General features: G+C 66.2%; 37 protein-coding genes. 1 reads left to right on the forward strand and 36 read right to left on the reverse strand.

The genetic code is table 11. From position 1 onward, the window contains the following. Window positions 1–65: 65 nt before the first annotated feature. The 19 genes from ACQQ2N_RS03020 to ACQQ2N_RS03110 all read right to left on the reverse strand — a co-directional run bounded on the left by ACQQ2N_RS03020 (window position 66) and on the right by ACQQ2N_RS03110 (window position 10,529). Window positions 66–392 carry a hypothetical protein gene (locus ACQQ2N_RS03020; protein WP_440224197.1) on the reverse strand — a complete coding sequence of 109 codons (327 nt, stop codon included), beginning with the start codon at window positions 390–392 and terminating at the stop codon, window positions 66–68. Between the two features lie 145 nt (window positions 393–537). Continuing rightward, the gene (locus ACQQ2N_RS03025; RefSeq protein ID WP_440224198.1) at window positions 538–1,008 is read right to left on the reverse strand and encodes a hypothetical protein; all 471 of its coding nucleotides are present in this window, start codon (window positions 1,006–1,008) and stop codon (window positions 538–540) included. Beyond that, window positions 1,005–1,955 carry a hypothetical protein gene (locus tag ACQQ2N_RS03030; protein ID WP_440224199.1) on the reverse strand — a complete coding sequence of 317 codons (951 nt, stop codon included), beginning with the start codon at window positions 1,953–1,955 and terminating at the stop codon, window positions 1,005–1,007. The genes ACQQ2N_RS03025 and ACQQ2N_RS03030 overlap by 4 nt, the downstream gene beginning before the upstream one ends. Continuing rightward, on the reverse strand, window positions 1,952–2,293 hold the full coding sequence (locus tag ACQQ2N_RS03035) for a PadR family transcriptional regulator (RefSeq protein WP_440224200.1): 342 nt from the start codon (window positions 2,291–2,293) through the stop codon (window positions 1,952–1,954). Before ACQQ2N_RS03035 ends, ACQQ2N_RS03030 begins: the two co-directional genes overlap by 4 nt. Before the next feature lie 79 nt (window positions 2,294–2,372). Further along, on the reverse strand, window positions 2,373–2,861 hold the full coding sequence (aac(6'), locus tag ACQQ2N_RS03040) for an aminoglycoside 6'-N-acetyltransferase (RefSeq protein WP_440224201.1): 489 nt from the start codon (window positions 2,859–2,861) through the stop codon (window positions 2,373–2,375). A gap of 167 nt (window positions 2,862–3,028) precedes the next feature. After that, window positions 3,029–3,451, reverse strand: coding sequence for a hypothetical protein (locus ACQQ2N_RS03045; RefSeq protein ID WP_440224202.1), 423 nt, complete (start codon window positions 3,449–3,451; stop codon window positions 3,029–3,031). Between the two features lie 56 nt (window positions 3,452–3,507). Then, the gene (locus ACQQ2N_RS03050) at window positions 3,508–4,176 is read right to left on the reverse strand and encodes a GrpB family protein (RefSeq protein ID WP_440224203.1); all 669 of its coding nucleotides are present in this window, start codon (window positions 4,174–4,176) and stop codon (window positions 3,508–3,510) included. Beyond that, window positions 4,124–4,489 carry a hypothetical protein gene (locus ACQQ2N_RS03055; RefSeq protein WP_440224204.1) on the reverse strand — a complete coding sequence of 122 codons (366 nt, stop codon included), beginning with the start codon at window positions 4,487–4,489 and terminating at the stop codon, window positions 4,124–4,126. The genes ACQQ2N_RS03050 and ACQQ2N_RS03055 overlap by 53 nt, the downstream gene beginning before the upstream one ends. Then, window positions 4,486–4,890 carry a VOC family protein gene (locus tag ACQQ2N_RS03060; protein WP_440224205.1) on the reverse strand — a complete coding sequence of 135 codons (405 nt, stop codon included), beginning with the start codon at window positions 4,888–4,890 and terminating at the stop codon, window positions 4,486–4,488. Before ACQQ2N_RS03060 ends, ACQQ2N_RS03055 begins: the two co-directional genes overlap by 4 nt. A gap of 106 nt (window positions 4,891–4,996) precedes the next feature. Further along, window positions 4,997–5,380, reverse strand: coding sequence for a hypothetical protein (locus ACQQ2N_RS03065; protein ID WP_440224206.1), 384 nt, complete (start codon window positions 5,378–5,380; stop codon window positions 4,997–4,999). A 91-nt stretch (window positions 5,381–5,471) separates the two neighbouring features. After that, a complete protein-coding gene (locus tag ACQQ2N_RS03070) occupies window positions 5,472–6,119 on the reverse strand; it encodes an RBBP9/YdeN family alpha/beta hydrolase (protein WP_440224207.1) in 648 nt (215 codons plus the stop codon). Window positions 6,120–6,212: 93 nt separating this feature from the next. After that, window positions 6,213–6,647, reverse strand: coding sequence for a hypothetical protein (locus tag ACQQ2N_RS03075; protein WP_440224208.1), 435 nt, complete (start codon window positions 6,645–6,647; stop codon window positions 6,213–6,215). 142 nt (window positions 6,648–6,789) lie between these two features. Then, complete coding sequence (locus ACQQ2N_RS03080; RefSeq protein ID WP_440224209.1) at window positions 6,790–7,341, reverse strand: hypothetical protein; 552 nt, start codon at window positions 7,339–7,341, stop codon at window positions 6,790–6,792. 17 nt (window positions 7,342–7,358) lie between these two features. Further along, entirely contained in the window at window positions 7,359–7,988 is a 630-nt protein-coding gene (locus tag ACQQ2N_RS03085) for a hypothetical protein (protein WP_440224210.1), read from the reverse strand. Continuing rightward, window positions 7,918–8,253 (reverse strand): antibiotic biosynthesis monooxygenase family protein, encoded by a 336-nt coding sequence (locus ACQQ2N_RS03090; protein ID WP_440224211.1) that lies wholly within the window; start codon window positions 8,251–8,253, stop codon window positions 7,918–7,920. Before ACQQ2N_RS03090 ends, ACQQ2N_RS03085 begins: the two co-directional genes overlap by 71 nt. 124 nt (window positions 8,254–8,377) lie before the next feature. Continuing rightward, a complete protein-coding gene (locus tag ACQQ2N_RS03095; RefSeq protein WP_440224212.1) occupies window positions 8,378–8,827 on the reverse strand; it encodes a nuclear transport factor 2 family protein in 450 nt (149 codons plus the stop codon). Then, the gene (locus ACQQ2N_RS03100; protein ID WP_440224213.1) at window positions 8,824–9,204 is read right to left on the reverse strand and encodes a hypothetical protein; all 381 of its coding nucleotides are present in this window, start codon (window positions 9,202–9,204) and stop codon (window positions 8,824–8,826) included. Before ACQQ2N_RS03100 ends, ACQQ2N_RS03095 begins: the two co-directional genes overlap by 4 nt. Window positions 9,205–9,278: 74 nt before the next feature. Further along, window positions 9,279–9,794, reverse strand: a complete 516-nt coding sequence (locus ACQQ2N_RS03105) for a hypothetical protein (protein ID WP_440224214.1) — start codon at window positions 9,792–9,794, stop codon at window positions 9,279–9,281. A gap of 279 nt (window positions 9,795–10,073) precedes the next feature. Beyond that, window positions 10,074–10,529, reverse strand: a complete 456-nt coding sequence (locus ACQQ2N_RS03110; protein ID WP_440224215.1) for a hypothetical protein — start codon at window positions 10,527–10,529, stop codon at window positions 10,074–10,076. A gap of 190 nt (window positions 10,530–10,719) precedes the next feature. On the opposite strand from ACQQ2N_RS03110, the gene ACQQ2N_RS03115 reads away from it, so the two are divergent. Beyond that, entirely contained in the window at window positions 10,720–12,156 is a 1,437-nt protein-coding gene (locus ACQQ2N_RS03115) for a serine hydrolase domain-containing protein (protein ID WP_440224216.1), read from the forward strand. A 183-nt stretch (window positions 12,157–12,339) separates the two neighbouring features. Here ACQQ2N_RS03115 and ACQQ2N_RS03120 read toward each other — a convergent pair whose 3' ends face one another. The 17 genes from ACQQ2N_RS03120 to ACQQ2N_RS03200 all read right to left on the reverse strand — a co-directional run bounded on the left by ACQQ2N_RS03120 (window position 12,340) and on the right by ACQQ2N_RS03200 (window position 21,582). Continuing rightward, entirely contained in the window at window positions 12,340–12,561 is a 222-nt protein-coding gene (locus ACQQ2N_RS03120; RefSeq protein WP_440224217.1) for a hypothetical protein, read from the reverse strand. Between the two features lie 176 nt (window positions 12,562–12,737). Next, complete coding sequence (locus tag ACQQ2N_RS03125; RefSeq protein WP_440224218.1) at window positions 12,738–13,148, reverse strand: DUF4431 domain-containing protein; 411 nt, start codon at window positions 13,146–13,148, stop codon at window positions 12,738–12,740. 95 nt (window positions 13,149–13,243) lie between these two features. Beyond that, window positions 13,244–13,633 carry a hypothetical protein gene (locus ACQQ2N_RS03130; RefSeq protein WP_440224219.1) on the reverse strand — a complete coding sequence of 130 codons (390 nt, stop codon included), beginning with the start codon at window positions 13,631–13,633 and terminating at the stop codon, window positions 13,244–13,246. Then, window positions 13,623–14,315 (reverse strand): hypothetical protein, encoded by a 693-nt coding sequence (locus ACQQ2N_RS03135; RefSeq protein WP_440224220.1) that lies wholly within the window; start codon window positions 14,313–14,315, stop codon window positions 13,623–13,625. The genes ACQQ2N_RS03130 and ACQQ2N_RS03135 overlap by 11 nt, the downstream gene beginning before the upstream one ends. Window positions 14,316–14,563: 248 nt before the next feature. After that, entirely contained in the window at window positions 14,564–14,758 is a 195-nt protein-coding gene (locus ACQQ2N_RS03140) for a hypothetical protein (protein WP_440224221.1), read from the reverse strand. A gap of 379 nt (window positions 14,759–15,137) precedes the next feature. Beyond that, on the reverse strand, window positions 15,138–15,545 hold the full coding sequence (locus ACQQ2N_RS03145) for a DUF4259 domain-containing protein (protein WP_440224222.1): 408 nt from the start codon (window positions 15,543–15,545) through the stop codon (window positions 15,138–15,140). A 69-nt stretch (window positions 15,546–15,614) separates the two neighbouring features. Then, window positions 15,615–15,929, reverse strand: coding sequence for a hypothetical protein (locus ACQQ2N_RS03150; protein ID WP_440224223.1), 315 nt, complete (start codon window positions 15,927–15,929; stop codon window positions 15,615–15,617). A gap of 39 nt (window positions 15,930–15,968) precedes the next feature. After that, on the reverse strand, window positions 15,969–16,367 hold the full coding sequence (locus ACQQ2N_RS03155; RefSeq protein ID WP_440224224.1) for a hypothetical protein: 399 nt from the start codon (window positions 16,365–16,367) through the stop codon (window positions 15,969–15,971). Between the two features lie 56 nt (window positions 16,368–16,423). Continuing rightward, window positions 16,424–16,765 carry a ribonuclease E inhibitor RraB gene (locus ACQQ2N_RS03160; protein ID WP_440224225.1) on the reverse strand — a complete coding sequence of 114 codons (342 nt, stop codon included), beginning with the start codon at window positions 16,763–16,765 and terminating at the stop codon, window positions 16,424–16,426. A gap of 2 nt (window positions 16,766–16,767) precedes the next feature. Then, window positions 16,768–17,208 (reverse strand): hypothetical protein, encoded by a 441-nt coding sequence (locus ACQQ2N_RS03165; protein ID WP_440224226.1) that lies wholly within the window; start codon window positions 17,206–17,208, stop codon window positions 16,768–16,770. A 492-nt stretch (window positions 17,209–17,700) separates the two neighbouring features. Continuing rightward, entirely contained in the window at window positions 17,701–18,135 is a 435-nt protein-coding gene (locus tag ACQQ2N_RS03170) for a hypothetical protein (RefSeq protein WP_440224227.1), read from the reverse strand. A 326-nt stretch (window positions 18,136–18,461) separates the two neighbouring features. After that, window positions 18,462–18,773 (reverse strand): DUF5076 domain-containing protein, encoded by a 312-nt coding sequence (locus ACQQ2N_RS03175; protein WP_440224228.1) that lies wholly within the window; start codon window positions 18,771–18,773, stop codon window positions 18,462–18,464. Between the two features lie 54 nt (window positions 18,774–18,827). Next, window positions 18,828–19,265: a hypothetical protein gene (locus tag ACQQ2N_RS03180; RefSeq protein ID WP_440224229.1), complete on the reverse strand. Its 438-nt coding sequence runs from the start codon at window positions 19,263–19,265 to the stop codon at window positions 18,828–18,830. 107 nt (window positions 19,266–19,372) lie between these two features. Next, window positions 19,373–19,648, reverse strand: a complete 276-nt coding sequence (locus ACQQ2N_RS03185) for a hypothetical protein (protein WP_440224230.1) — start codon at window positions 19,646–19,648, stop codon at window positions 19,373–19,375. A gap of 260 nt (window positions 19,649–19,908) precedes the next feature. Further along, window positions 19,909–20,448 carry a hypothetical protein gene (locus tag ACQQ2N_RS03190; protein ID WP_440224231.1) on the reverse strand — a complete coding sequence of 180 codons (540 nt, stop codon included), beginning with the start codon at window positions 20,446–20,448 and terminating at the stop codon, window positions 19,909–19,911. Between the two features lie 170 nt (window positions 20,449–20,618). Next, window positions 20,619–21,206 (reverse strand): hypothetical protein, encoded by a 588-nt coding sequence (locus tag ACQQ2N_RS03195; protein WP_440224232.1) that lies wholly within the window; start codon window positions 21,204–21,206, stop codon window positions 20,619–20,621. A gap of 46 nt (window positions 21,207–21,252) precedes the next feature. Then, complete coding sequence (locus tag ACQQ2N_RS03200) at window positions 21,253–21,582, reverse strand: hypothetical protein (RefSeq protein WP_440224233.1); 330 nt, start codon at window positions 21,580–21,582, stop codon at window positions 21,253–21,255. Between the last annotated feature and the right edge of the window lie 387 nt (window positions 21,583–21,969).

Genomic DNA, 21,969 nt, shown 5'->3' on the forward strand with positions numbered 1-21,969 from the left:
GCGTCGAAACTTCACCGAACGCTCACATCAGGTCGTCGTCGGCGCCGTTCTCCGACACGCCCCACTCATTCCTTGATCCGTCCATACGCCACCACGCGCGCATCATCCGTATCGCGCAGGCGAAGGCGTCCGTCGCGCAGCCCGAGCACGTCGTAGACGAACGGTTCGCCGCTGCCGTCGCGCGGCACGATGACGAGCCGGCACGCCGCGTACGTCCACGTGCCCGACGTATCAGGGCGCTCGTGCAGCCACGAGCCGAACGTGCGCTCGCCGCTTTCGATGGCGAGACGGAACGTCTCGAAGAAGCCGCCTTCACCGCGCGCTCGCCACGAACCGACGAGATCGGCCTCGTCGACGCCGCACGACTTCGCCGCAGCCTCCGGCCTCGTCATGGCCGCCGCCGGCGAGCGTTCCGTCGGCACGCCTCCCTTGGCCCATGCCGCGCACGGCACGAGCATCGCAACGAGTACGACAGAAACAAGCGTCGCGAGGCGCCTCGGCGACAACACACGCAGTCCATGGCGTGACACTCGATGCTCACTCACGCGCGAACACCTCCGACAACGCATCGCCGGTCGGCGTGACGAAGTCGTCCAGTCGCCAGCAACCGTCGTGACGACGCAGCACGAGGCGCACGACATGGGGTATGGCCGGCCTCTCGTCACCGAGCACGAAGCGGTAGCGCATCGACACCTCCGAGGTCTCCGCATCACGCGCCTTCGCCTCGAACGTGACCGGCTGGCCGATCTCGCCATCCTGCGCACCGAGCCAGGGATCGTAGTCGAGATGACCGACTTCGCCGTCGGCGTACGCAGCCTCCTTCGACAGCAGCGTGCCGAACGACGGCGTGAGCTGCGCGAGCAGCGCAGGCGAAGGCGGGCCGGCGTAGAAGCGTGCATGCCGGTCACGGAAACCGCGCGCCCAGTCGGCGGGCTCGGGGCACGCCGCATCGGCAACATGAGGCACCGCTGCCAGCACGAGCATCACACCGGCGGCGACACGCCTCACGACGTGCGCACCCGCAGACCACCGGCCGATCGCGGCATGCGCCAAGTACGCCATGCGAGTTCCGCCAGCGTCACGATCACGATGAGCACGAGTCCGCCCTTGAAGGCCTCGTCTCCGGCCGACGTCGCGAGCGCAGGGCCATCGAGCACGGTCCAGACCATCGCCGCGCAGGTCAGCAGCGCGAGGGCGTCCTGCACGCGGCGCAGGCGCGGCGTCCAGTGGCCTTGCACGAGCACGTGCGCGAACAGCGGCAACGACGAGGCGACGAGCAGGAACAGCACGAACGCCTGACGTTGCAGGAACGTGTCGGTCCAGGTCAGCGCGAGATAGGCCTCGGGCGCCGCGCGACCACCGAGCGCGAGATCGAGCACGAGACGTGGCTCGGCAAGGATCGCGAGCCCCGCGACGATGCCGATCATCGCGAGCACGAGCCCGCCGCGCGCGACACGACCGGAGCGGGCGTCGCGCGGTTTCCACGTCGACGCGCGCGGTCGACGTCGGTCCGCCAGGTTCGCCGCTGCGAACCACGCCACGAGCACGCCGGGCCACCACAGCGACGGCACGACCACGCGCAGCCACCAGGTCGCGAGCAGCGACAGCGGATCGGACGGCGCGCCGGGCGGGGGCTGCAGGCTGGCCAGCAGACCGAGGCTCCAGATCACCGCGAGGCCGATCCAGGTCAGCCGCACGAAGCGGCGTGCGTCGGCCGGCGCGATGATCGTCGGCACCGTACCGTAACGTGACGCGACCTCGGCCGGCTCGCCGAACGCGCGTACGAGCGCGATCGCCATCGCCGCATCGGCGGGGCGTGCCTCCTCCTGAGCCTTGCGCTCGAGCGCTTCGCCGAGCAACGCCTGCAGTTCGAGTGCGACGTCCCCGCGCTCCCGGCGCGGCAGGTGCCCGACCACATCGGCCACGTACGCAACGATCACGTCCAGCGGATTCATCGTGTGCCCTCCTCGAGGAGTCGGTTCATGGTGTCGTTCATCGCGCGCCACGACGCGGTCAGGCGTTCGAGCAGTGCGCGGCCTTCGGCATTGAGCGCGTAGTAGCGACGGGGCGGGCCTTCGTCGACGCGCCATTCGCTGGCGAGCGCGCCCTGGGATTCGAGGCGGCGCAGCAGCGGATAGAGCGTGCCCTCCTCGACCACCATGCCCTGCTCGGCGAGGGCCTGGCGCAGCTCGTAGCCGTACCGTGGCTCACGCAGCTGCGAGAGCGCGGCGAGCACGACGACGCCGCGCCGCAGCTCGAGCTCGAGTTTTCCTGAAACGTCGGCTTCACCCATGTGGCGCACTGTACTGTGCGTCACACAGTCATGCAACACCCACGTTGCGCGACCGGATCTTCGGCGGGCACATCCCCTGTCACCCGGCGTCGAGCGCCTTCCTGAAGTAGACGACGCGCTCGGTCTCCTCGAAGCCCAGCGCCTCGTGCATGCGATGGCTGTCGACGTTGTCGAGCAGCGCATCGGACGCGAACTCGCGGCACCCGTTCGCGCGCGCCCACGCCGCGACGGCCTCGACGAGGCGACGCGCGACGCCCCTGCGGCGATGCGCGGCGTCGACGTAAAGCCCCTCGAGGAACGCGACCGGCGAATGCTCTGTGCCATTGACGTAATCGTGGCGGATCGCGGCCTCGACGAAGCCCGCAGGCGTTCCGTCCACCGCGTATGCGACGAACTGCACGTAGCGTGCGGGCTCGTCGAGGAACGACTGCATCTCCTCGAGATGCCCGGCATCGTCGCCCTCCGGCCACAGCGCGCGACGGAGGGCGAGCCACCCGGGCTGGTCGAGGCGGGTGCAGGCGATGATGCGGACGCCCGTCGACGAGCGGCTGCCGTCAGGACTCGGCATGTGGAACCTCTGCTTCAAGGATGGGTGACACCGCGATCATGCCTCGGCGCACGACAGGCCATCAGGGCGATGGATCCGATCCGGCAAACATCGACAGCCGCGCGGACGCGTGACCCGTCGTCAACGTCCCGGTCCACACGCGTGCCACGCGCAGCGTGCGTGATCGTTCAAGGCCTGCGCTCCGGGAGCACGCCCGCCGAGTGCGCAGACGATTCGCTCCAGATCGCCGGACTGCGGAACGCGTAGCGCCAGATCGCCCACCACAAGGGTGCCGACAGGATGACGCTCGCCAGGGCGATGACGGCATAGGCCGGATCACGCTCATGCGACGCGACCCACAGCAGCATCGCCGTGAAGGCGAACCCTCCCGCCATGAGGAAGAATGCGTAGCCGCACCACACCGACCGCCAGCCGATCGCCTTCTGCGAAAGCCAGCCCCAGAGCCCGACGATCGCGTAGCCGTTGACGATCGACATGAGCAGCGCTGCCGGTGAATCCACACCCGAGACGATGCCGGCCACGCTCAGCACGAGCATGAGAAACAGATAGACCATCCACCAGCCGCTCTGCGGCGCTCGCCCGGCATCCATGTTCTTCCCCACACGACAGCGTCGCGGAAGGCAGGCCGCGACTTGTGCGCACGATCCTAGTCGTGAGACCTGCGATCTGCCAGCCACCTCGCCGCGCGCGCATCGATCTCCGCGATGAACGCATCCTTGCCCTGCGTGTAACTTCGCGTGTCGTACGGATGGATCGCCGCGAGTCGATGCTTGAGCGCGTCGTACGCGCGGGCGACCTCCGGATGCGCGATCAGGTAGTCGCGGAACGCGAGGTGCCTTGCGATCTGCGGCGATCCCGCCTCGAAGGCGTGGATCTGGTGCGTGCGCTCACCGTCCGGGCCGTCCTTGCGGAAATAGCGACGCCCCGCGATGCCGAATTCGCCGAGCGCTTCGTAGCCGAGGGCGACGAGGCGATCCGCGCGCGCGTCGAGTCGCGCGAGATCCGCCGTCACCGCGAGCATGTCGATGACGGGCTTGGCGTGAATGCCCGGAATCGCCGTGCTGCCGATGTGGTGGAGCGTGTCGAGCGCATCGCCGAGTGCATGCGCGACGGCAGCCGCTTCACGCTCGAAGGCATCCAGCCAGCCGACGTCATGCGACGAAAGGACGATGCGCTGGACGCTCATGGCATTGCGCTGCCACAGGCTCCCGATGTCACCGCGTAAACCGGACGCAATGGACTCGTGTCGTGGCGATGCGACATCAGTACGCTTCCTTGGCGTGAAAAACGGCCGGCTCGGGATCCAGACGGACATGGATCACGTTCAGGTCCGAGAACCGGATCGCGAGGCTGCGATGCTGCGGATTGGCATGGACCTCGAGCGAGAAGACCTGCTCAGCCTGCAGTTCGTACACCAGGCGGCCCGCCACCACGATGCGCAAGGAGATGTCCGGCGCCACCGGATCGATGGAAGCGACGACGCTCCAGTCGGACTCCATACGATGGAACGTCACGAGCTGATAAGGCCAGGGAACGTCATCGTCGGAAAGCCTGCCTTCACAACCGAAAAAGGCCTCGAGATCCTCGAGCGTGATCGCGGAGCGCTCACGTGGCGACGATGTCGTCACGCCTGCTTGTTCTTCGCGTCGAAGAGCTTCGGCTCCCACAACTCGACCTTGTTGCCTTCGGGATCCATGATCCAGGCGAACGTTCCGTTCTCGTGCGCATCGGGGCCGCCGACGATCTCGACGTCAGCGGCACGCAGCTGCGCGATCAATGCCTCGAGGTCGTCGACGCGGTAGTTGATCATGAAGTTCGAGTCGCTCGGACTGAACCACTGCGTGTCCTTGTCGGCGACGTTCCAGACCGTGAGGCCCTTGTCCTCGGCGGTGTCGTCGGGCCAGCGCAGCACCGCGCCACCCCAACTCTCGAGCGGGATGCCGAGATGCTTCTGGTACCACGCCGAGAGTGCGGCGCTGTCGCGCCTGCTCTTGAAGAAGATGCCGCCAATGCCGGTGACCTTGGCCATGTCGATTCACCTCGTGAGTGGGAAGGGCGCTGTCGACACGACAGCGCCCCGTCGTGGAATGTGTCGGCGCGCATCGCCTGTGGATCGTGCGATCCGATCGTAACGCTCAGGCCGACGCCGCGGGTTGCAGGCCGTCGATCGTCCAGAGGCCGGCCGGGCAATGGCAACGCCCCTGCATGTCGTCGAGCACGGAGAATCCGAGTGCGACGGCTTCCTCGAGCAGCACGGGCAACACCGTCCCGCGTGCTTCCGGCGTCAGTCGCAGGATGTAGAGCGGCGTGTTGTCGGGCACCTTCTCGAGCGGCGTGCCGAGCGATGCAGCGAGCACCTCGGGCGACAGCCGCGCGCGCAGCGCGTCGCACAAGGCACCGTATTTCGCGTGATCGGTCGTGTAGCGGAACCCGTAGAGGCGGCTCTGCCGCTGCGCATCGAAGGCATCCGTGAACGCGGGATGCTCGAACACGTAGAACGGCTGGTCGGCGTCGGACATCGGCAGGTGATCCTCGTGGCAGGGCAGCGGACGGACGGCGGCATTCTGGGTCGCCGCCGTACTGTCGGGCAAGGATCGGCTGCAGGCCCGCCTAACGTCTTGTCGCGAGAGCCTTGTCGAGTTCGATGAGGATCAGCGGAAACGTCGTGAAGCCGTCGCTGCCGAGGAAATGTCCGCCACGCTCGACCGCGATGAACCTCGCATCCAGTGACGCCGCCAGGCGCTCGCTCGCCGCAAAAGGCACGATCGCATCGTCGCGAGCGGCGATGACGATCCTGGTCGGCGTGACGCCGGCGAGCCTCGCGTGATCGAGGTCGGCGACGATGAAGTCGTCGAGCTGGGGCAACAGCGGAAGGCGTTCGTTGAATCCCGACACCAGGGCGTAACCGCCGATCGTGGTGTCGCGCCCTTGCGACGCAAGGAACCGCAGCACGGCGATGCTGCCGAGACTGTGGGCCACGAACCAGGTGTCCGCATCGAGCACCGGCACCTGCGTCTCGATCGCGTGCTGCCACTCGCCCGGCTTCGGCTCGGAGGGCGAAGGCAGGGAGACGATCGACACCTCCGCCCCTCTCGCCTCGAGCTCGCGCTCGAGCCACGCGAACCAGTGATCGGAGGGTGATGCTGCGTATCCATGGACGATGACCACACGAACGGGCGCTCGCGATGCGTCGTGCTGCGTCGCGCACCCCGATGCGGCGATCGACGACGCAAGAAGGAACGGAAGTGATCGGCTCATGCCACCTACGCTACGCGATGCCATGGCCGGGCGTGATGACCGACGCTCACAGCGAACGCACGTTTGGTCATGACGCAGATCGGCGGGATGCGCTCACGCGCGATCGGCGTCGGCACGACCCTCGTCGTCCTCCTCACGACCCGCCACCACCACCTTGCGCAGCAGCACCGCGAAGACCGCGCCGATGCCGATCCAGACCGTGAGCATCACCACGAACATCGCCGGATCCTCGATCCAGAGGATGTCCGGGCGCGATCCGAACGCCGGGATGCGTGCCTCGGCGATACCCCGCACCGCGATGAGCGACGGCGCCAGCGCGAAAACTGCCAGCCCCAGATAACCGGTCCATCGACCGAGCGTCTCGCGCAGGGTTTCGCCGGGCTTCGGACGCAGGTGCGCCACGTTGAAAAGGATCGGCGCGACGACGAGCAATGCGGTCAGCACGACGCCCACCGCGACCACCGGATCGAACAGGTGGGGAAGGTCGAACGCCACGCGGAGCACCGCGCCGGCGAGCAGCAGGAACACTCCGTAGACGATGACGACGCGCATGTCCGATCCCGACCGTGGCGCGCGAAGCGTAGAGCATTGGCCCTGCCGCGTGGGGGGCGACGAGACCTTTCGCATCGGAAGCCCGAGAGCGATGGGCGAGTGAGCCGCAACCACGCCGTCAATCGTGGAAACCGACCTGATAAAGCCGCGCCGGGACCTCCGGCGTGCAGCCACGCGAGCACACGTAGATCGCCTGCACGAGCGCATCGCCGCGCTGCGTGCCCGACCCGAGCTTCGCGGCGCGGGCAAGCTCGCGGTACTCGTCCGCGTAGGGCGCGCCCTGCGGCGGATGCATGCCCTGCGCAGGTATCGGGAGCGCGTCGTAGACGATCGCCGGATCGCGGTCGGGCGCCGAAGCACAGGAGAGTCGCACCGCAACCTCGTCCACCTTGGTTGCCCGGCAGAACGCGAGGCTTGCCGGACTCGTCGCGCCGTAGACGGCACCGCCCGGCGATCCGGCGGGCGCATCGTCCTTGTACGCGAGGCGCACGAGTCCGCCATCGTCACGAAGGCCGACGAAGGCCGTGTCCTCGACGCCGAGCGCGAGGCATGTCGGCGGCGCCATGCATGCGACGGCGGCCATCACGCACACCGCGATCGCGAGGCGCTTTCGCATCACGAGCCTCTGCCATCGAAGCAGGTCGGTCGACATCGCGGCACGTGGTGTCATGTGATCGTGATCCCTGCTCATGCATCGGCCTGCGGAACGTGGAAAAGATGCGCGTTGGCGCGGAAAAAGGCCAGCAATCCGGCGTGACGTTCATCGTCCGCATACGCTGTGCCCGCAGCGTGATAGGCCGCCGTGGCGGCATCTTCATCGTGGGGGTCGATGCGGCACGCCGCCAGCGCCGCCTCGAGCGCGCGAGCTTCTCCCTGCATGCCGACGCGATCATAGGCGGCGATGGCGGACGGCAGCAGCCATTCCCCCGCATTGGTCAGCGCCGTCCAGCCGTTGATGGCGTAATCGTCCTCGAGCCAGAAGATCGGGAACGCGAGTCCGAAGCCCTCGGGCATGCGTTCGATGCCGGGCACGACGCCGTGTTCGTCGATGCCCATGTGCAAAGGCAAGGCCTCGAGCGCTTCCATGAAAAGCTCGTCGTCATCGATCGCCCAGAAGGCGAGGGGAATCGCTTCGGACGGTTGTTCCGGGTGAAGCCTGCGCAGGTGATCCTGGACGGCGGCGAGCACATCGTCCACCGCGCGTGATGGACGCGTCACGAGCGTGACGCCGTGTGGCGTGCGCGCATCACGCGAGCGGCACCAGATGGTCGGCGAACGGCTCGAGTTCGATGTCGGGCAGGCGCTCGGCGATCGCACGCGCCATCCGTTCGCCGGCTTCGGTGTCGACCGGGCCGAGCGCGAATGCATCGGCGCGTTCCTGCGCGCTGGGCCACTGCGCATAGCTGTACCAGAGGCCGTCCGAGCCACGGTGCAGGCGCGAGCCGAGGGAGCCTCGCTCCGAGCGCAGCAGCTCCGACACGCGCGACCATGCCTGGACGAAGGCATCCTCCTGGCCTTCATGCAGGCGCCAGCGGTAGAGGACGATGTAGGACGGCGTCGCATGGGCGTCGATCGTGGTCATCGTGTCGGCGTTTCCGGTGGCGGTTTCGAGGCACGACATGGATCGCCGCGCAAGGGTCCTGTCGAGCGAGCAGAGGGATGCCGTCCCGACGGCGGAAGACGCATCATGCGATGCACATCGCCTCTCATGCCTCGTGTCCTTCGGGCATCGGCGACGCCGGGAACGGCGCATCGAGCGGCTCGACCCGATGCGCACGGTTCGCCGGAGGCGCGTAAGCCTCCGGCCAGTACTCGACGAGACGCGTGATCCTGCCGTCGACGACCTCGAAGAACGAGATTGCTTCGGCGGCCTGCACGCCGTCGCCGATGGCCACATGCGTGACCACCTGGTCGCCCGACGCGACGAGCCGCAACACGCGGAACGCCCAGCGACCGTGCGCCGGGTATTCGACGTTCATGCGCGCGAAGTTCGCCGCACCGCGGATGCGCTCGCCGGACTGTGGCCACTCGAGGACGAACCCGTCGGCGAGCACCTGCCCCACCGAGGCGAAGTCGTTCGTCGCCATAAGGCGCCAGAAGCCGCGGACGGTGTCCTCGGGCGTGGCGCAGGCACCCTCTCCACTCGATCGCGTCATCGCCGGCGACCCTCCAGCGCACGTGCACCAACCCCAACCAGCAGGCACGCCAACGCCACGGCATCGGCCGTGACGACGCGCGCGATCTGCGCGTTCGCGCCACCGACCGACCATGCCAGCCACAGGAATGTGACCACGCTGACGAACCCGGCGACGAAGGCGAGCACCTGAAACGCAGGGCGGAACGCCGCGACCAGAAGGAACGCGCCGAGCAGTCCGAACAGCACGGCTCGGTGCCGCATGAGGATCTCGAGGTTCGGCTCGTCGAACGCGAGACCATAGAGCGACGCGAGTCGCTCGCTGCCGAGTACGCCCGACAACGGCAGCAGGTGGATGACCGCGACGATCACGAACATGACGGTGACGACGTGTTTCACGATGGCTCCTTCCGCGTTGGATTCACGGCCCGATCACGTGCGCGACGCTGACCGATCCGCGGCGAAGATCCCGTCTACAGGTAGGACACGACCCACGTCCTGACCACGCTCCAGGTTTCGCCGGATCGCTGCAGCCGGCATGCGGCCATGCCGCCGTGGGGCGACGGACCGAAGGATGCCAGCACCAACGCTGTGCCGCTCGCCTCATCATGCCCCGGCGGCCAGAACGACAGATAGAAGTCCTTGTAGCCGAGCACATCGTCCCTGCGCGGCGCCGCGAGCCGCACGATCACACCGGGAATCGTGATGCGGGACGGAGGCGCCCAGCGTTGCGCCGAACGTGCGTGTACGTCGTCGAGTGCCGGACCGACGACCGACCCGTCGGCACCGTCGAACACGCCGAGCAGCTGCTCACGCCCGATCTCGCGCGTGGAGGTCTCGCCCCTCGGCAGGACGTGCACGATCCTGGGATCGCGCCGACCGGCCTCCGATGCGGCTTCGCGGTAGACGGCCGTGGCGCACGCTCCGAGCAGGTTGCGATCGCTGGCGGAGTCCGCTGCCGATGCCGCCATCGACGACACGGCGAGCACGGACGACACCATGAGGCGCACGAGCCGCGACGACGTGCCGGAGCCGTCTTGCCGTGCATGCGCGGGATCGATACATCGAAGCACGATCATGCCTCACCGAGCGCGTCGCGCTCGTCCTGCGTGGCGGCCTTCGACGCCGCGAGCCGGATGGATCGTTCGAACATCACGGTTGCCCCCTTCCCTTGCCATGCGATCCAGACAAGCGACGAGACGCGCCCATCCCGATCACGTCATGCCTTCACGAACACGGCCTGCACCGTCGACGTCCCTGCACGGCCATCAGATCGTCGCCTCCCGGCGCGCCAGGAAGGCTTCGAAGCGCGTCTGCATCGCGTCCTTGGCGTCGAGCAACGCTTCCGCAAGCGCCTTGTTCTCCGCGAGATCGATGTAGACGAGCAGCGGGCGATTGAACGTCGTGTCGTTGAGACTCAGCACGAGCATCGAGCGCACGATCTCCGAGGCCGACGTCGCCCGCCGGCACGTGCGCATCTCGAGCGCGTGGATCTCGTCGGCCGCACGCTGGCTCGCGCTGCGTACCGATGATGGCGCACCGACACGCCGCGGCTTCTCGCCGGCGCGCAGGCGGTTGTCGATGCATTGCCGCTGCGTCGCGTCCTCTTGCTCGGCGAGCGCAACGGCAGCGTCCTTGAGCTCACGCAGCTCGGCAGCCTCGTCGGGCACCGACGCGATCGCGATCGCGGCATCGAAGTACTCGACGCGCAACAGGGGTTCCAAGGCCTTCCTCCGATGATCCATCCGTGATCCCGAGCACTCGATTCTACGCGCAGAGCCGGCGCAAGCACCGATGCCATCGGCGCGACCCGTCGGATGCCGTCCGAGTCCGGGGAAGCACGCACACCGTGACGTGCAACCGCTACGGCCCTGTCCGCATCTCCTCGTGCGTCTCCCGACGCGGACTCCTGCAATGAACCGATGCCTTGTTCCCGCCCTGTCGCTCCTGATCGCCCTGATCGCGCTCGATGTCCCGGCGGCGGCGCCGGTGACCGATCCCGTGCCGAACCCGAACGCCGCCGCGAAACCGACGAGCGAGGATCCCGCCCGCGACGCGCTCGACGCCTGGCTCGCGGCCTTCAATGCGGACGATCGCGCCTCGCTCGAAGCCTTCCGCGATAGCCACCAGCCGACGATGGACGTCGACGGCATGCTCGACTTCCGCGCGCGTACGGGGGGCTTCCGGCTGATCCGCCGTGAAGCCTCCGAGGCCGGTTCGTCGAAGGCACTGGTGCAGGAGCGCGAGTCCGACACGATCGCACGCGTGGAGACCATCGTGAAGGACGGCGCGCCGCTCGTCGTCAGGATCGAACGTATCGAACCGCCTGCCGATCTGCGCGTCACGCGACTCGACCAGGCGGCCGCGGTCTCGGCACTCGCTGCGAAGGCCGACCAGGACGCGCAGCGCGATGCCTTCGCCGGCGTGCTGCTCGTCGCGCGCGGGGACAGCGTGCTGCTGCAGCGCGCATGGGGACTCGCCGACCGCAAGGCCGGCACGCCGGTGACCCTCGACACCAGGTTCCGCCTCGGCTCGATGAACAAGATGTTCACTGCGGTCGCGACGCTGCAGCTCGTGCACGCGGGCAAGCTGTCGCTCGACGGCACGGTCGGCCAGTACCTGCCGGACTATCCGAACGCGGCGATCGCGAAAGTCACGGTCCGCCAGCTGCTCACGCATGCGGGTGGCACCGGAGACATCTTCGGGCCGGACTTCGATGCGAAGCGTCTGACCCTCAAGACGCATGACGACTACGTTCGCCTGTATGGCTCGCGCGGCCCCGATCACGCACCCGGCGAAGACCATCGCTACAGCAACTACGGCTTCGTGCTGCTCGGCGCGATCATCGAACACGCCAGCGGCCAGTCGTACTACGACTACATCGACACCCACCTGTTCGCGCCCGCCGGCATGCGCGACAGCGGCTCGCTGCCCGAAGAGACAGCGGTTCCGTCGCGCGCGACCGCCTACACGCGAGCCAGGCCCGGCGCACCGTGGACCGATGCGATCGACACCTTGCCGTACCGAGGCACGGCAGCAGGTGGCGGCTACAGCACGGCCGGCGACCTGCTCAGGTTCGCACGCGCACTGCAGGCCGGCACGCTGCTGCCATCGGAGTTGCTCGCCGAGGCCACGCGCGACCAGAGCCCGCGTTACGGATACGGCTTCAATGTCGCCAAGGTCGACGGCATACCCGTCTACGGCCACGGCGGTGGTGCGCCCGGCATGAACGGCGAGTTGCGCATCTTCCCGACGCTCGGCGAAGTGGTGATCGGACTCGGCAATGTCGATCCGCCGGCCGTGTCGCGGCTGGTCGAGTTCTACCAGGTGCGCATGCCGCTGGGGTCGTGAGGCTCGGCGTGACGCCGCGTGCATCCCGGCACGTCACCGCATGAGCGGAATGGATCGACAGTCCGACCACGCTGTCGATCCACCCAGTGCCACGCCCATGTGTATGCCGACCGCAGCGAACGCAGAAGGCATCCCGACGCTACTCGGAACAGGCATCCTGACATCAGGGACGATCCGGGAGCGCTACCGATCATCCCCGTGCGAGGGTGACGGACCTGCCAGGAACTCCGGAAGCTCCGCCATGGCCTCGGCCGAGGCTTCCACCTCCCAGATGTCGACGCAGCAGCCGCATCCCTGGTTGTCGGACTGATACGTGATCGCCGTGGACCAGCGCGCGAGCCAGCGCTCGGCCGCCTCGATTTCGCCCGGCTCATCGACAGCGACGACGATTGTGGCGCGCGGCATACGCAATCAGTCCAGCGTCTGGGCAGGCAGCATCGCCCTGCGACACGCGCCCAAGCGAGATTCGAGGCTGCATGCGCAACATCCCTGTCCCGGCAACGACGAGTGCACGAAGAATGGCATCCCGTATCGGGTCGACGGAAGGTCGAGTGCCGGCCCCGACGTGTTGCCCGACCTGCTCAACGCAACACGTCCGGACGGGATCGGACCTCGATCAGCACGGCCGTCCGGTGATGCCCCGTGATCGGCGGGAACAGGCTGCCCGTCACCGAGACGCGACGGCCCGCGTACTTCGTGAACCCGATGCCTGCCAGCGGAACGAGCGTCACTTCGGTGACACCGACGGCATCGCTCCCGGAATCCTCGCCGGAGGCCCGCACGCAGAGGGGCGCATCGAGCGCGAGCAGCGCCTGCGTCTCGAGCGCGTCGATGTCGGGACTCTCGCCGTAGTTCGGAGGACCGTAGAAGGTCTTGAGGTAGACCAGACCGGTCAACACGACGCCTTCGCGGTCGAACGCGAGGCACGCGTCGGATGCGAACGCATGCACACTGCCCAGCATGAGACACAGCGAGCAGAGGATGCGATGCATGCGGGCTCCGCGAGCAACCATGGGGAGACGCACATGATGGCATGTCACCGTCATGCGCCGACGGCAAAAGAGGCCGCACCAAGACGACATCCCAACTAGTCGCCCTCGACGCGGCGCACGATGCGCGCTTCGTCACGCAACGAAAGGTTTCCGCTTCTGCGCTCGACCCAGCCTGCCCTGAGTACATTGCCGTCACGCAGATAGAAAATGTACCTAAGGCCGGCGGACACCTGGCCATTGTGGAACATGTCGGACTCCCGACACGAGATGACGAGGCCTTCCAAGCCATGCGCCGGAAGGCGCACCGACGTCTCCGCTTTTCCCTTCAGGACCCTATCGACCACCACATGCGCCAATGACGCGTCGTCGATGCTCGTGACTTGGCCGATGAACACGGCCTCGGCTTCGCTCGCGAGCGATTCGGCGTACTCAACCTGCAGTGCAAGGTCCTCCGCGTCGATACGACGCTGCTCGTCAGGCGCCAAAACGAGACAAGCACTCGCGGATCCGGCTGCCATCATCAGCAGGAGCGCGAGCGTCAGAGCAGGCCTGCTCAAGCCGGATGCCGCTGAACGCGCTCTCGATCGCATGCCGACAACCGCATCCTGCGACCTTCCGATCGAGACAGCACCGGGACGACCGGCCGAATCCGCGCGAGATGTCAGATTCCAGCGAGCAGACGCTCGAATCACACCATCCATGACGTTCACGCTGATCGGACTGCCAGCCCTCACGCGCGCCACCACGCAAGCGTGCGGGCCGTGCCCAGTAGAAGTGCAGCGGATCGCAGTCTCCGCCGCTCACCACGATCTCGACGCATGTCGCGCAGATCTCGTAGCCTCGAGGCGCCTCGCCGAGTGCCTCCAGCGGAGCTTCGGACTGCGCTTCCACACGGATCCCAGGGTCGGAACCGTCGCAGATTCCGAACTGCATCGACCCGTCGACAGGAATGTCGATGACCGGCAAAGGAACGTCGTCGATCGTCACGAGTAGCCCGACGCTCCCGGCGGCGATGCCGAGCCGGGCGGCATCCTTCCGGCCAGTCCTGTCGAGATCGACCTCGACCACCAGCGACGCAGGCCAGTCGTAGGCGACAGCTCGATCCACGTTCGCATCAGTGGACGCGAAGGCCAGGGCGATGCCCGACACTGCGATGAATCCTTCCATGGAATCTCCCTCACTCGGCAAGCGACGGCCTGAGAAGCAGCCTGATCATGATGGGCCTTTTTTTTGGCGGGTGACGGGCGACTCCCTGCCCATCCATACGCCCAGTCCGTTCAACTGTACCGCAGACATCACTTCGGGGAGCGCACGTCGGCACCGCAGCCGATCCACGTCCGGCATCCTCGGCAGAACCGCGCTTCCGATGCCAGCTGGCGATCACTGCGATCTCCCCGCAGCGATGAGCTCCGGGCTCACGTTTCCGGCGACCTGTCGCGGCTTCCGATCTCCGATTCATCAAGGATTGGCTTCGCGAGCGCCAGCGCGAGCAGATCGAGCTTGTCCTGCAGCTCCTCGAGCGTGTCGCCGTAGACGGTGCTCGGGATCTCATGCGTCGCTATCGGCCTCCCGTCATCGTCATCGTCGTAATAGACGTCGAAGATGTGCAAGCCGGTGCTCGTTCGTACGACGCGATGATTCCAGCTCATGGAGGTACGCTCGCTGCAAGTTGGACATGTTGCGACGCCGGATCGTGGCATCGACGGTCAGTATTCGAGGCGTATCGACCAGCTTGTGACGTTGAGCCCGCCAAACGAAGAGATCCTCGAGAGGCATGCTGACCTCATGATGCCTTCGAGTCCATCACCACGCGGATGCTCCACGCCATTCCGCCCACGAGGCACTCCGCGCTGCCGGGAGCAATCGCGAAACGTCTGGCCAGACCGACTCGCTCATGGGATCGGGGTGCCCCGCGCGTGGCCTTGGTCCACAGGATCTGGACGACTTGCATGATGAGCACGCGCAGGTGCCCGATGCTGGATCGCACGATCAGACATGCAGCTGCTGGCCCAGCTCATTGACCAACGCCCGCCATTCGGCGAAGTCGTCCGTCTCTTCCCACAGCTCGCGGAGTTCGGAGTTCTCGGCCAGGATCATGGTCAGGGCCTCCCGCGCCTGCGCGACGAGGTCGGCGTCAATCTTCGGACGGATGCTCGCCAGCCACCTGGAAAGATCTTGCTGTTGTTGCGCGGCCAGAGTCGCGCGCCCCAGCGCCGCCGCCACGATCTCTGCCGCGACGATGGCCTGGCACGCGTCCGGCGCTTCGACGTACTCGGTGGAGGTGAGTACGTTGTCCAGCACCTCGCGGATCAGCGCGAGGTCGCCGCTGTCCGTCACGTCCGCGAGGAAGTCGCCCGCGTCGTCGTTGTCGAAGGAACCCGTTCCCCATGCGCCCATGAATCCTCCTGGCAGTGCAATGGATCGAACCGAGCCACACCATGAAGCGGTGTCGGATCGATCGAGCGATCAGGCTGCATGCTGCCCCGTGCCGACGCTGTAGACCAGCACGCCGAAGCCCACCAGATGGACGACCAGGATCACGCGCATGAGATGGGCATGCAGAAGGATCGTGCGGTCGCCCAGGGACTCCGGCTTGTTCGTCAGCAGGAAGCCGAGCAACGCCACGCCTGCCTGAGGCTCGAAGCCACGTGGGCTTCCGATGCGCTGATGCATGGCGGGATGCCTCTCTTCCAGGGAGCGGAAAAGAAGCAACGCTGACACGAGCCAGACAATGGCGAGGCCGAAGAGGGAGAGGAAAATCGGAACCACGTGGTGTGTCATGCAACCTGAGGCTTCCGCCGGCGAACGCGCGACGGGACGTCATCGCCCACGGCGCGCGAAATCGTCTTTCATGCGTTCGTTCAGCGCCTGGAAGTCCTGGACCAGCCGATCGCAGGATGCCTTCTCGGCCTGGCAAAGAACGCTCATGCTCACCACGAGTGCACCGTTCGATTCCGATACAACCCTCCTGACCGCAGAAGGATAGGCAGGGTCGGTTTCCGGTGCGAAGGACCACAGTACGCGCTCTTCCCGGATGCTGACGATGGTCCAGCCATTCTGGACCTCGATCTCCGCACCGGGCGCGGCACGCGCAGCATCACGTGCGGCACTCACCGTCGGGTAGCCCATGCTTCCCGCCTGCGATTCGAGCACCGGCCGCGAAGGCATCTCGGCGAGCGCATTCGCCGAGAGCAACAGCACCGCGAGGATTGCATGCATTCCTCGAGCTCCTGCCTTCAACCAGACCTCCTCGCCAATCCGGACCACCATTCGGTTCACTCCATGGAAAAGCAGCCCCAACCGTCGTTGCGGCCTGCCAGGGACTCGGACTCCATGGCGAGCACGTTCTCGAAATCCGTGACGTTCCGGTGCGTCGGCAGCATGACCGGATGCACCTCGACCTGCCACGGGCACTCGTCATCTCCTTCGTGGGATCCGAACGACACCTTCTCGCCGCGTCGCAAGAGACGGGTAGCGAATTGCATGGCCGCCTCCTCCGAGGGGAAGATCACGGAGAAATCGATCTCCCTCGCCTTGTCGAGGTTGTCCCCGTCCTGCGCCATTCGCCACAGGACCTCGCCATTCTCGTCGTCGGGGAACAGATGAGGATCCCGCATGTTTACGAATCTCCACCGACGGCAGCTGACGGTGGGCATGGGCGACACGTGGAGGCCGCCACGGTGCGTCCACCCGACGGGAGCTCCGCCCGACCTGGCACGCCCTGCATGTTCGACTTCCGGATGCCCAGTCCCTGCCAGAACGCGTTGGGATAAGTGAGGCTCGGCGTGCCTATCCAGCCGCGCGTGAGATTCAGCTCGTACCCGGACTCCAGCCGCACGTACTCGACGGATGCGAGTGAGATCTGATCCCACGCGCCCGCGAAGCGAAGATCGTCGAGGGTCGCCGGATACGAGCCGGTGCGCACCTTGTGCAACTCGATCAGGGCGATTGCCGTCTTGAAATTCTGATCGCCCATCCTGGCATCACCCTCCTCCTGAAGATCGCACCCGGCGACCGCAACAACCAGCAATGTGCAGAAGGCCAACCGCATGGCATTCATGGTGAATGTCCGATCCGAAAAGTTGCTGTCCATCACTTCGATGTCAGAAGTCGCGTACCTGCCCACACATGAGATTGTTCCGGATACCTCGTGTGCAGGGCCCGCCATGTCTCGAACCATGTTTGGCTTTCTTTCTCCGGCGTGATCACCAGGACACGCTCGTTCCCGAAATCCACCCACGTAGATCCGTCAGCGAGGATCAACGATGCCCCTACCCTGAACGCGGTGTCCTGGGCCATGTGCCAGTACCGTTGCTCCTTGTCGCTGGCAAAGGAGTCCGGTCGTGGGCTGACGGGCCGTTTCATGTCCTTCATCTCGTCAGCACCCGAACCGGACGGCGACCAGCCCGAAGAAGCCGCTGCCGGTGACGGCAACCACGGCGTCAGACACGCCATGGCGGCTGCAGGGAGTGTCATGCATGTGACGCTTCTCCGTTACTGAAGCTCGACCGCGAACGACGACATGCCGGTGCGGGCGGGCCCGCGTGCCTCGTCAACCTGGATCCCGTGCATAGAAGCCCATGCTGAGACTGGCTCCCAGCATGGCGAGAGAAGCAACACTACCCGCATCGATGCCGCCCCCTTCCTGCTCGTCCGAGCCGAGGATCCACATGGCGATATCGAACTCGATGAACTCGGGCATCACCCGGGCCTTGATCGCCATCAGTTGATCGACGCCACCTACCCGTGAAAGAAGAGCCGGAATCATCTCGCCGAGTCGGGTGGCGTCGGAAAACTCGATCTCCCACGATACCGCCGATCTTCTGAAGGGCGTGCCGTTCGGCACCCTGGCCTCGCCGCGGGCGACGGACGACGATGCCGGCACGCCGATCAAGGCCTCGACCTCGGCAGGTTTCATCTCGAAGCCGCGCAAGCAGACCGAGCCGATGAACTTGGGACGGCGAGCGATGGGCGGGGTTGCCGTCATGCGTGTCCTCGATGATGCCCGACGCCGGAACCCGCGCGCGCGCCCGTGACGATCGTGCCGCGTGACAAGACTGGCCCGCGGCTCGGGCCAAGCGTAAGGGCCGCGACGATTCGTCGGGCGCGCACCGGACCCATGACGTTTCCAACACGAACGACGTGCCGGTACTTGTCCATGCAAGCGATCCTCGGGGCGAATTGCCGCTCCGGCTCGCGGGATGGTCCGGGGTGCCTGCTCATGCAGGGAGCACACGCTCGCATCGGAAGCCTCTGCAGCCGGGTCGTCGCGCGCAGTGACGCAGCGGGAACCCGGACGGACGGCGGGACCGCCTAGCCGTGACCATGACGAAATCCACCTTGCACCGTCGACGTCGGGTCACCCAGTTCATTGTGGAGCGACGCCAGGATGGCCGATATCGAATCGGGAGCAGGTTGGCCATACCGCTCTTCAAGCGCGTTGGCGATGTGCCTGATCGTGTCCGCGAGGAAGATGCCCCAGGCAGGCGCCTCGTTTCGCCCGTTGTCCTGCCACAGACCGATGTTGATGGCGCAATGCTGCCCCCGCTCTGCAATCCAGGCGCTGAGCATCTGGACAGCCTTCTCGTCCCGTTGTGCTGCTGGTGGAACCACGAGTGGCTTCATGGAAGGTGCCTCGCCCGAGTCATGCCGTGTCCCCGGATCGCGTCGATGGAACGGTCATGTGCCTGGCTCGCCGTCGATCTCGGCTGACTTTCTCCCGGCCGGCTCGTCGGGAATCGCGTCGATGCTGCGCCGGGTGAGGTCGCGATAAGCCTGGAACATCACCGCGAAGGGCGCTTCGCTGCCCGCGAAGTAGCCGATCTGGTTGACCTTTCCGGAGTGGACGGAGCGCGTGACCCACGCCGGATGGGCGGCGTGCCCGGCGGTGGTGAACGCGACATGCATGACGTTGTCCGGGCTGCGCAGCACCTCGAGGTGCTCTTCCGGAAACTGGCGGAGAGAAGCCCCGTAAGCGCCATGCACCTGCTGTCGGTAGGCCTCCCACTGGGCAACACTGATGCGGGCTTGCGGAAACGGCTGGAACTCGGGCGGATCTTCGGCGAGGACCATCGTGGAACCCAGCAGAAGGACCGCAGCAACGACGATGCTTTTCATGGCGCCCGATACCCGAGACCTGCCGTGTTGTAACGGCCTGGGGAGCGAGTGGCAAGCTTCGACATGACACCCACGCCTCGCGTCGACGCATTCCCGACTGCCAGGTGTCAGGCTTGCGTGCGCCTGGGCACCACGAAGGGCAGTCCGGACAGGCTGATGTCGGGCAGTCGAGCCAGGGCCCGCTTCTCCAGCCCCTCCCATGTTCCGGTCAGGTCCATGCTCGCCAACGGCGGCAAGCGCCACACCTCGTAACAGTCCATGTACTCGTCGGCCTCTTCGTCGAACCTGGAGTAGAACAGGTAGGCCTCTCCGCGCCGCTCCGCGACGATCATCCGCGGAACATCCCAGAATTCCCGGTACGCGATATTCGACCAGGCGCTCATGCGTCAGCTCTTGCTGGAGTCGGACAGTGTGCACGGCGCGCGCTATTGAATGAGCTTCACGCTTCAACCGGCATCGCAGCGGCTCGACACCTGACCCAATCGTCGCCACCGATCGGCATCGGCTCCAATGCCGTACCACGTGGCAATCGGGTCGGGCCACGCGAACGGGAACGCGACGAAGGCGAAGACTGCCGCACATGCGGCTGGCCTGGCATCCGAGTCAGCCCATGCTACAGACGGTCATCGGCTCGAGCGCAGGGTCATGGCGCATGCCCGGCCTTGTGCAGTAGCGCTTGTGCCCGCTGGGCCAGCTTGTCCGGCTCACGCATGTAGGGCGCAGGCGCATGAGTCATCGCGACGGTAGCGGCTGCCTGCGCCGGCGACAGTTGGCTCAGCGGTCGACCGTACCGGCGAAGCGCAAACGCGCCGAGACCATGATCCGTGCCGTTGTAGGCAAGCGTCGCGTAAAGCCCGTACATCTCCGACTCTTCGAGATGCACGGGCAGGAGAATCCGCCAAAGCACCTCGCGCATGTGCCACTGACTCTGGGGCAGGTCCGAGTAGACAAGAGACATGACCAGACGGGTTGCATGTGGCGCAGGCGATGTGGCGTTCGCATCGATGAGCTCGCGAATGATCAGCGGAGGAGAGGCTTCCTCCGGGCTCGCCTGGACAAGCACGCCATGAATCCGTTCAAGATGGGGGCGGACAGCGAGCATGTCGTAAGCGAACAACGCCAGGACAGGAACCCCGGTCAGGAGCGCCATCGTCTTGGCCACGCTGCCGATCACCTTGCTCATCGCCCCCTCGACCGGATCAAGCCGCACCGTGAAGCGGCGTCGGCCCGTGTGGGTTGCCTGGTGGCCCGGACATCGGAACAACCCGTAGTGGCCAAGCCAAAGCTCATGAAAAGCATGAAAGAACCGTGTGGATCAAACCGATCCTCGAAGTCGAATGAACGGTTGGCCGCCTATCGGACAACGAAGGTGGTCCGCAGCGGAATGCTGACGCCGCGCATGCGATCCTTGACCACGACCTTGACGGCCCAGATGCCGCGTGGGTCTGTAGGCTCCGCAACGTACGTCAAGGAAGCGGTGGAGAGGTAAACGCTTGCCGGATCTGTCGTGAGTTCGGCTTTGAAGCACGGCATGTCGAACTCCTCGACAGACCTGGAGCCATCCGGGCGAGAAACCACGAAATCACACGCGACATCCGTCATGCCGGATGCATCGAGCATGGGATTCGCCAGGAAGGTGAGGATGAAAAGCTCGCCGCCGGCCGAGACCTCGTCGGAGGTGGAAAAGCCTGGAACGGTCTCCGGTGGAGCAGCCCATCTTTCCTGCCAGTCCTTGTCTGGCGTGATCAGCAAGGAGGCGCTGAAGCCGTCCTTCGACTTCGCAGAGTCCGTATCGGGAAGCGGGTTTCCGCTCATGTCTCTCCAGCCGCTCTGGGCCGAGGCTGCCAGCGAGAAGAACGCGAGAGCGATGGATGAGATACCGGGACGCTTCATGAGCAGCCGAGACCAGAGTTCAGCCGCGTTGTAGCGGTGATCGGCCATGTCGGCAAGCCCTGCCTGCCGACGCAGCGTCGGCCGTAACGAATCGTCATGCACCGGCCCCCACCCCGAAGCCCTCGGGAACCATCCGGAGCTCGGCGGCGGTGCACACGCCGTTGCCCCCGGAGAGAGGGCGAACACCGAAGAGGGTCCCGTGCGGGGAGATCTCTGCCTGGATGACGACGACAGGCTGCTCCGACCCATCGTCGAGCCGCTGGAACGCGCAGCATGGCAGTCGAATCGGATCGTGCTTCGACTCACCCTGCACGTAGAATACGGCCTTGCCGGCACGGACGTCCTCCTCGCGCGCGGCACGTCCGGCCACATGAGGCGTGCTTCGCCATTCGGCTTTGTCGATAGGTCCCCAGAGATCCGTCATGGTCGGCACCTGGGTTCAGTGTCCGGCATGAGCGGCGTCGCCACGGATTGCCTGAACGGTGGGACGGAGGGCGCAACCCACCGCCTGGGACTTGAGCGTCATGACGAAAGTCTCGGCGTCCTTCGACTCAGGCGTCGCCGTCAGGCGTGCACTTGAAGGATGGGTCAGGCGGCACACTGCAACTCGCTGCGCCCACCGGGATGAGCATCCGTTCCGACGCTCTTTCCGTGAGCCAGCTTGCGGGCCCATAAGCAACCGCCACGACCGAAACGGCAGAACGCCGCGCGTTTGCCCAGCTGGCCGAGACTTCAACTTGCACGAGCTCTCCATCGATCTCCACCTCGTGCGCTTCCGATGGGGCCCCCACTTGAGCGACCACCTCCGACA

Origin of the sequence: Dokdonella aquatica (assembly GCF_051987395.1) — a bacterium.
Taxonomy (GTDB): domain Bacteria; phylum Pseudomonadota; class Gammaproteobacteria; order Xanthomonadales; family Rhodanobacteraceae; genus Dokdonella.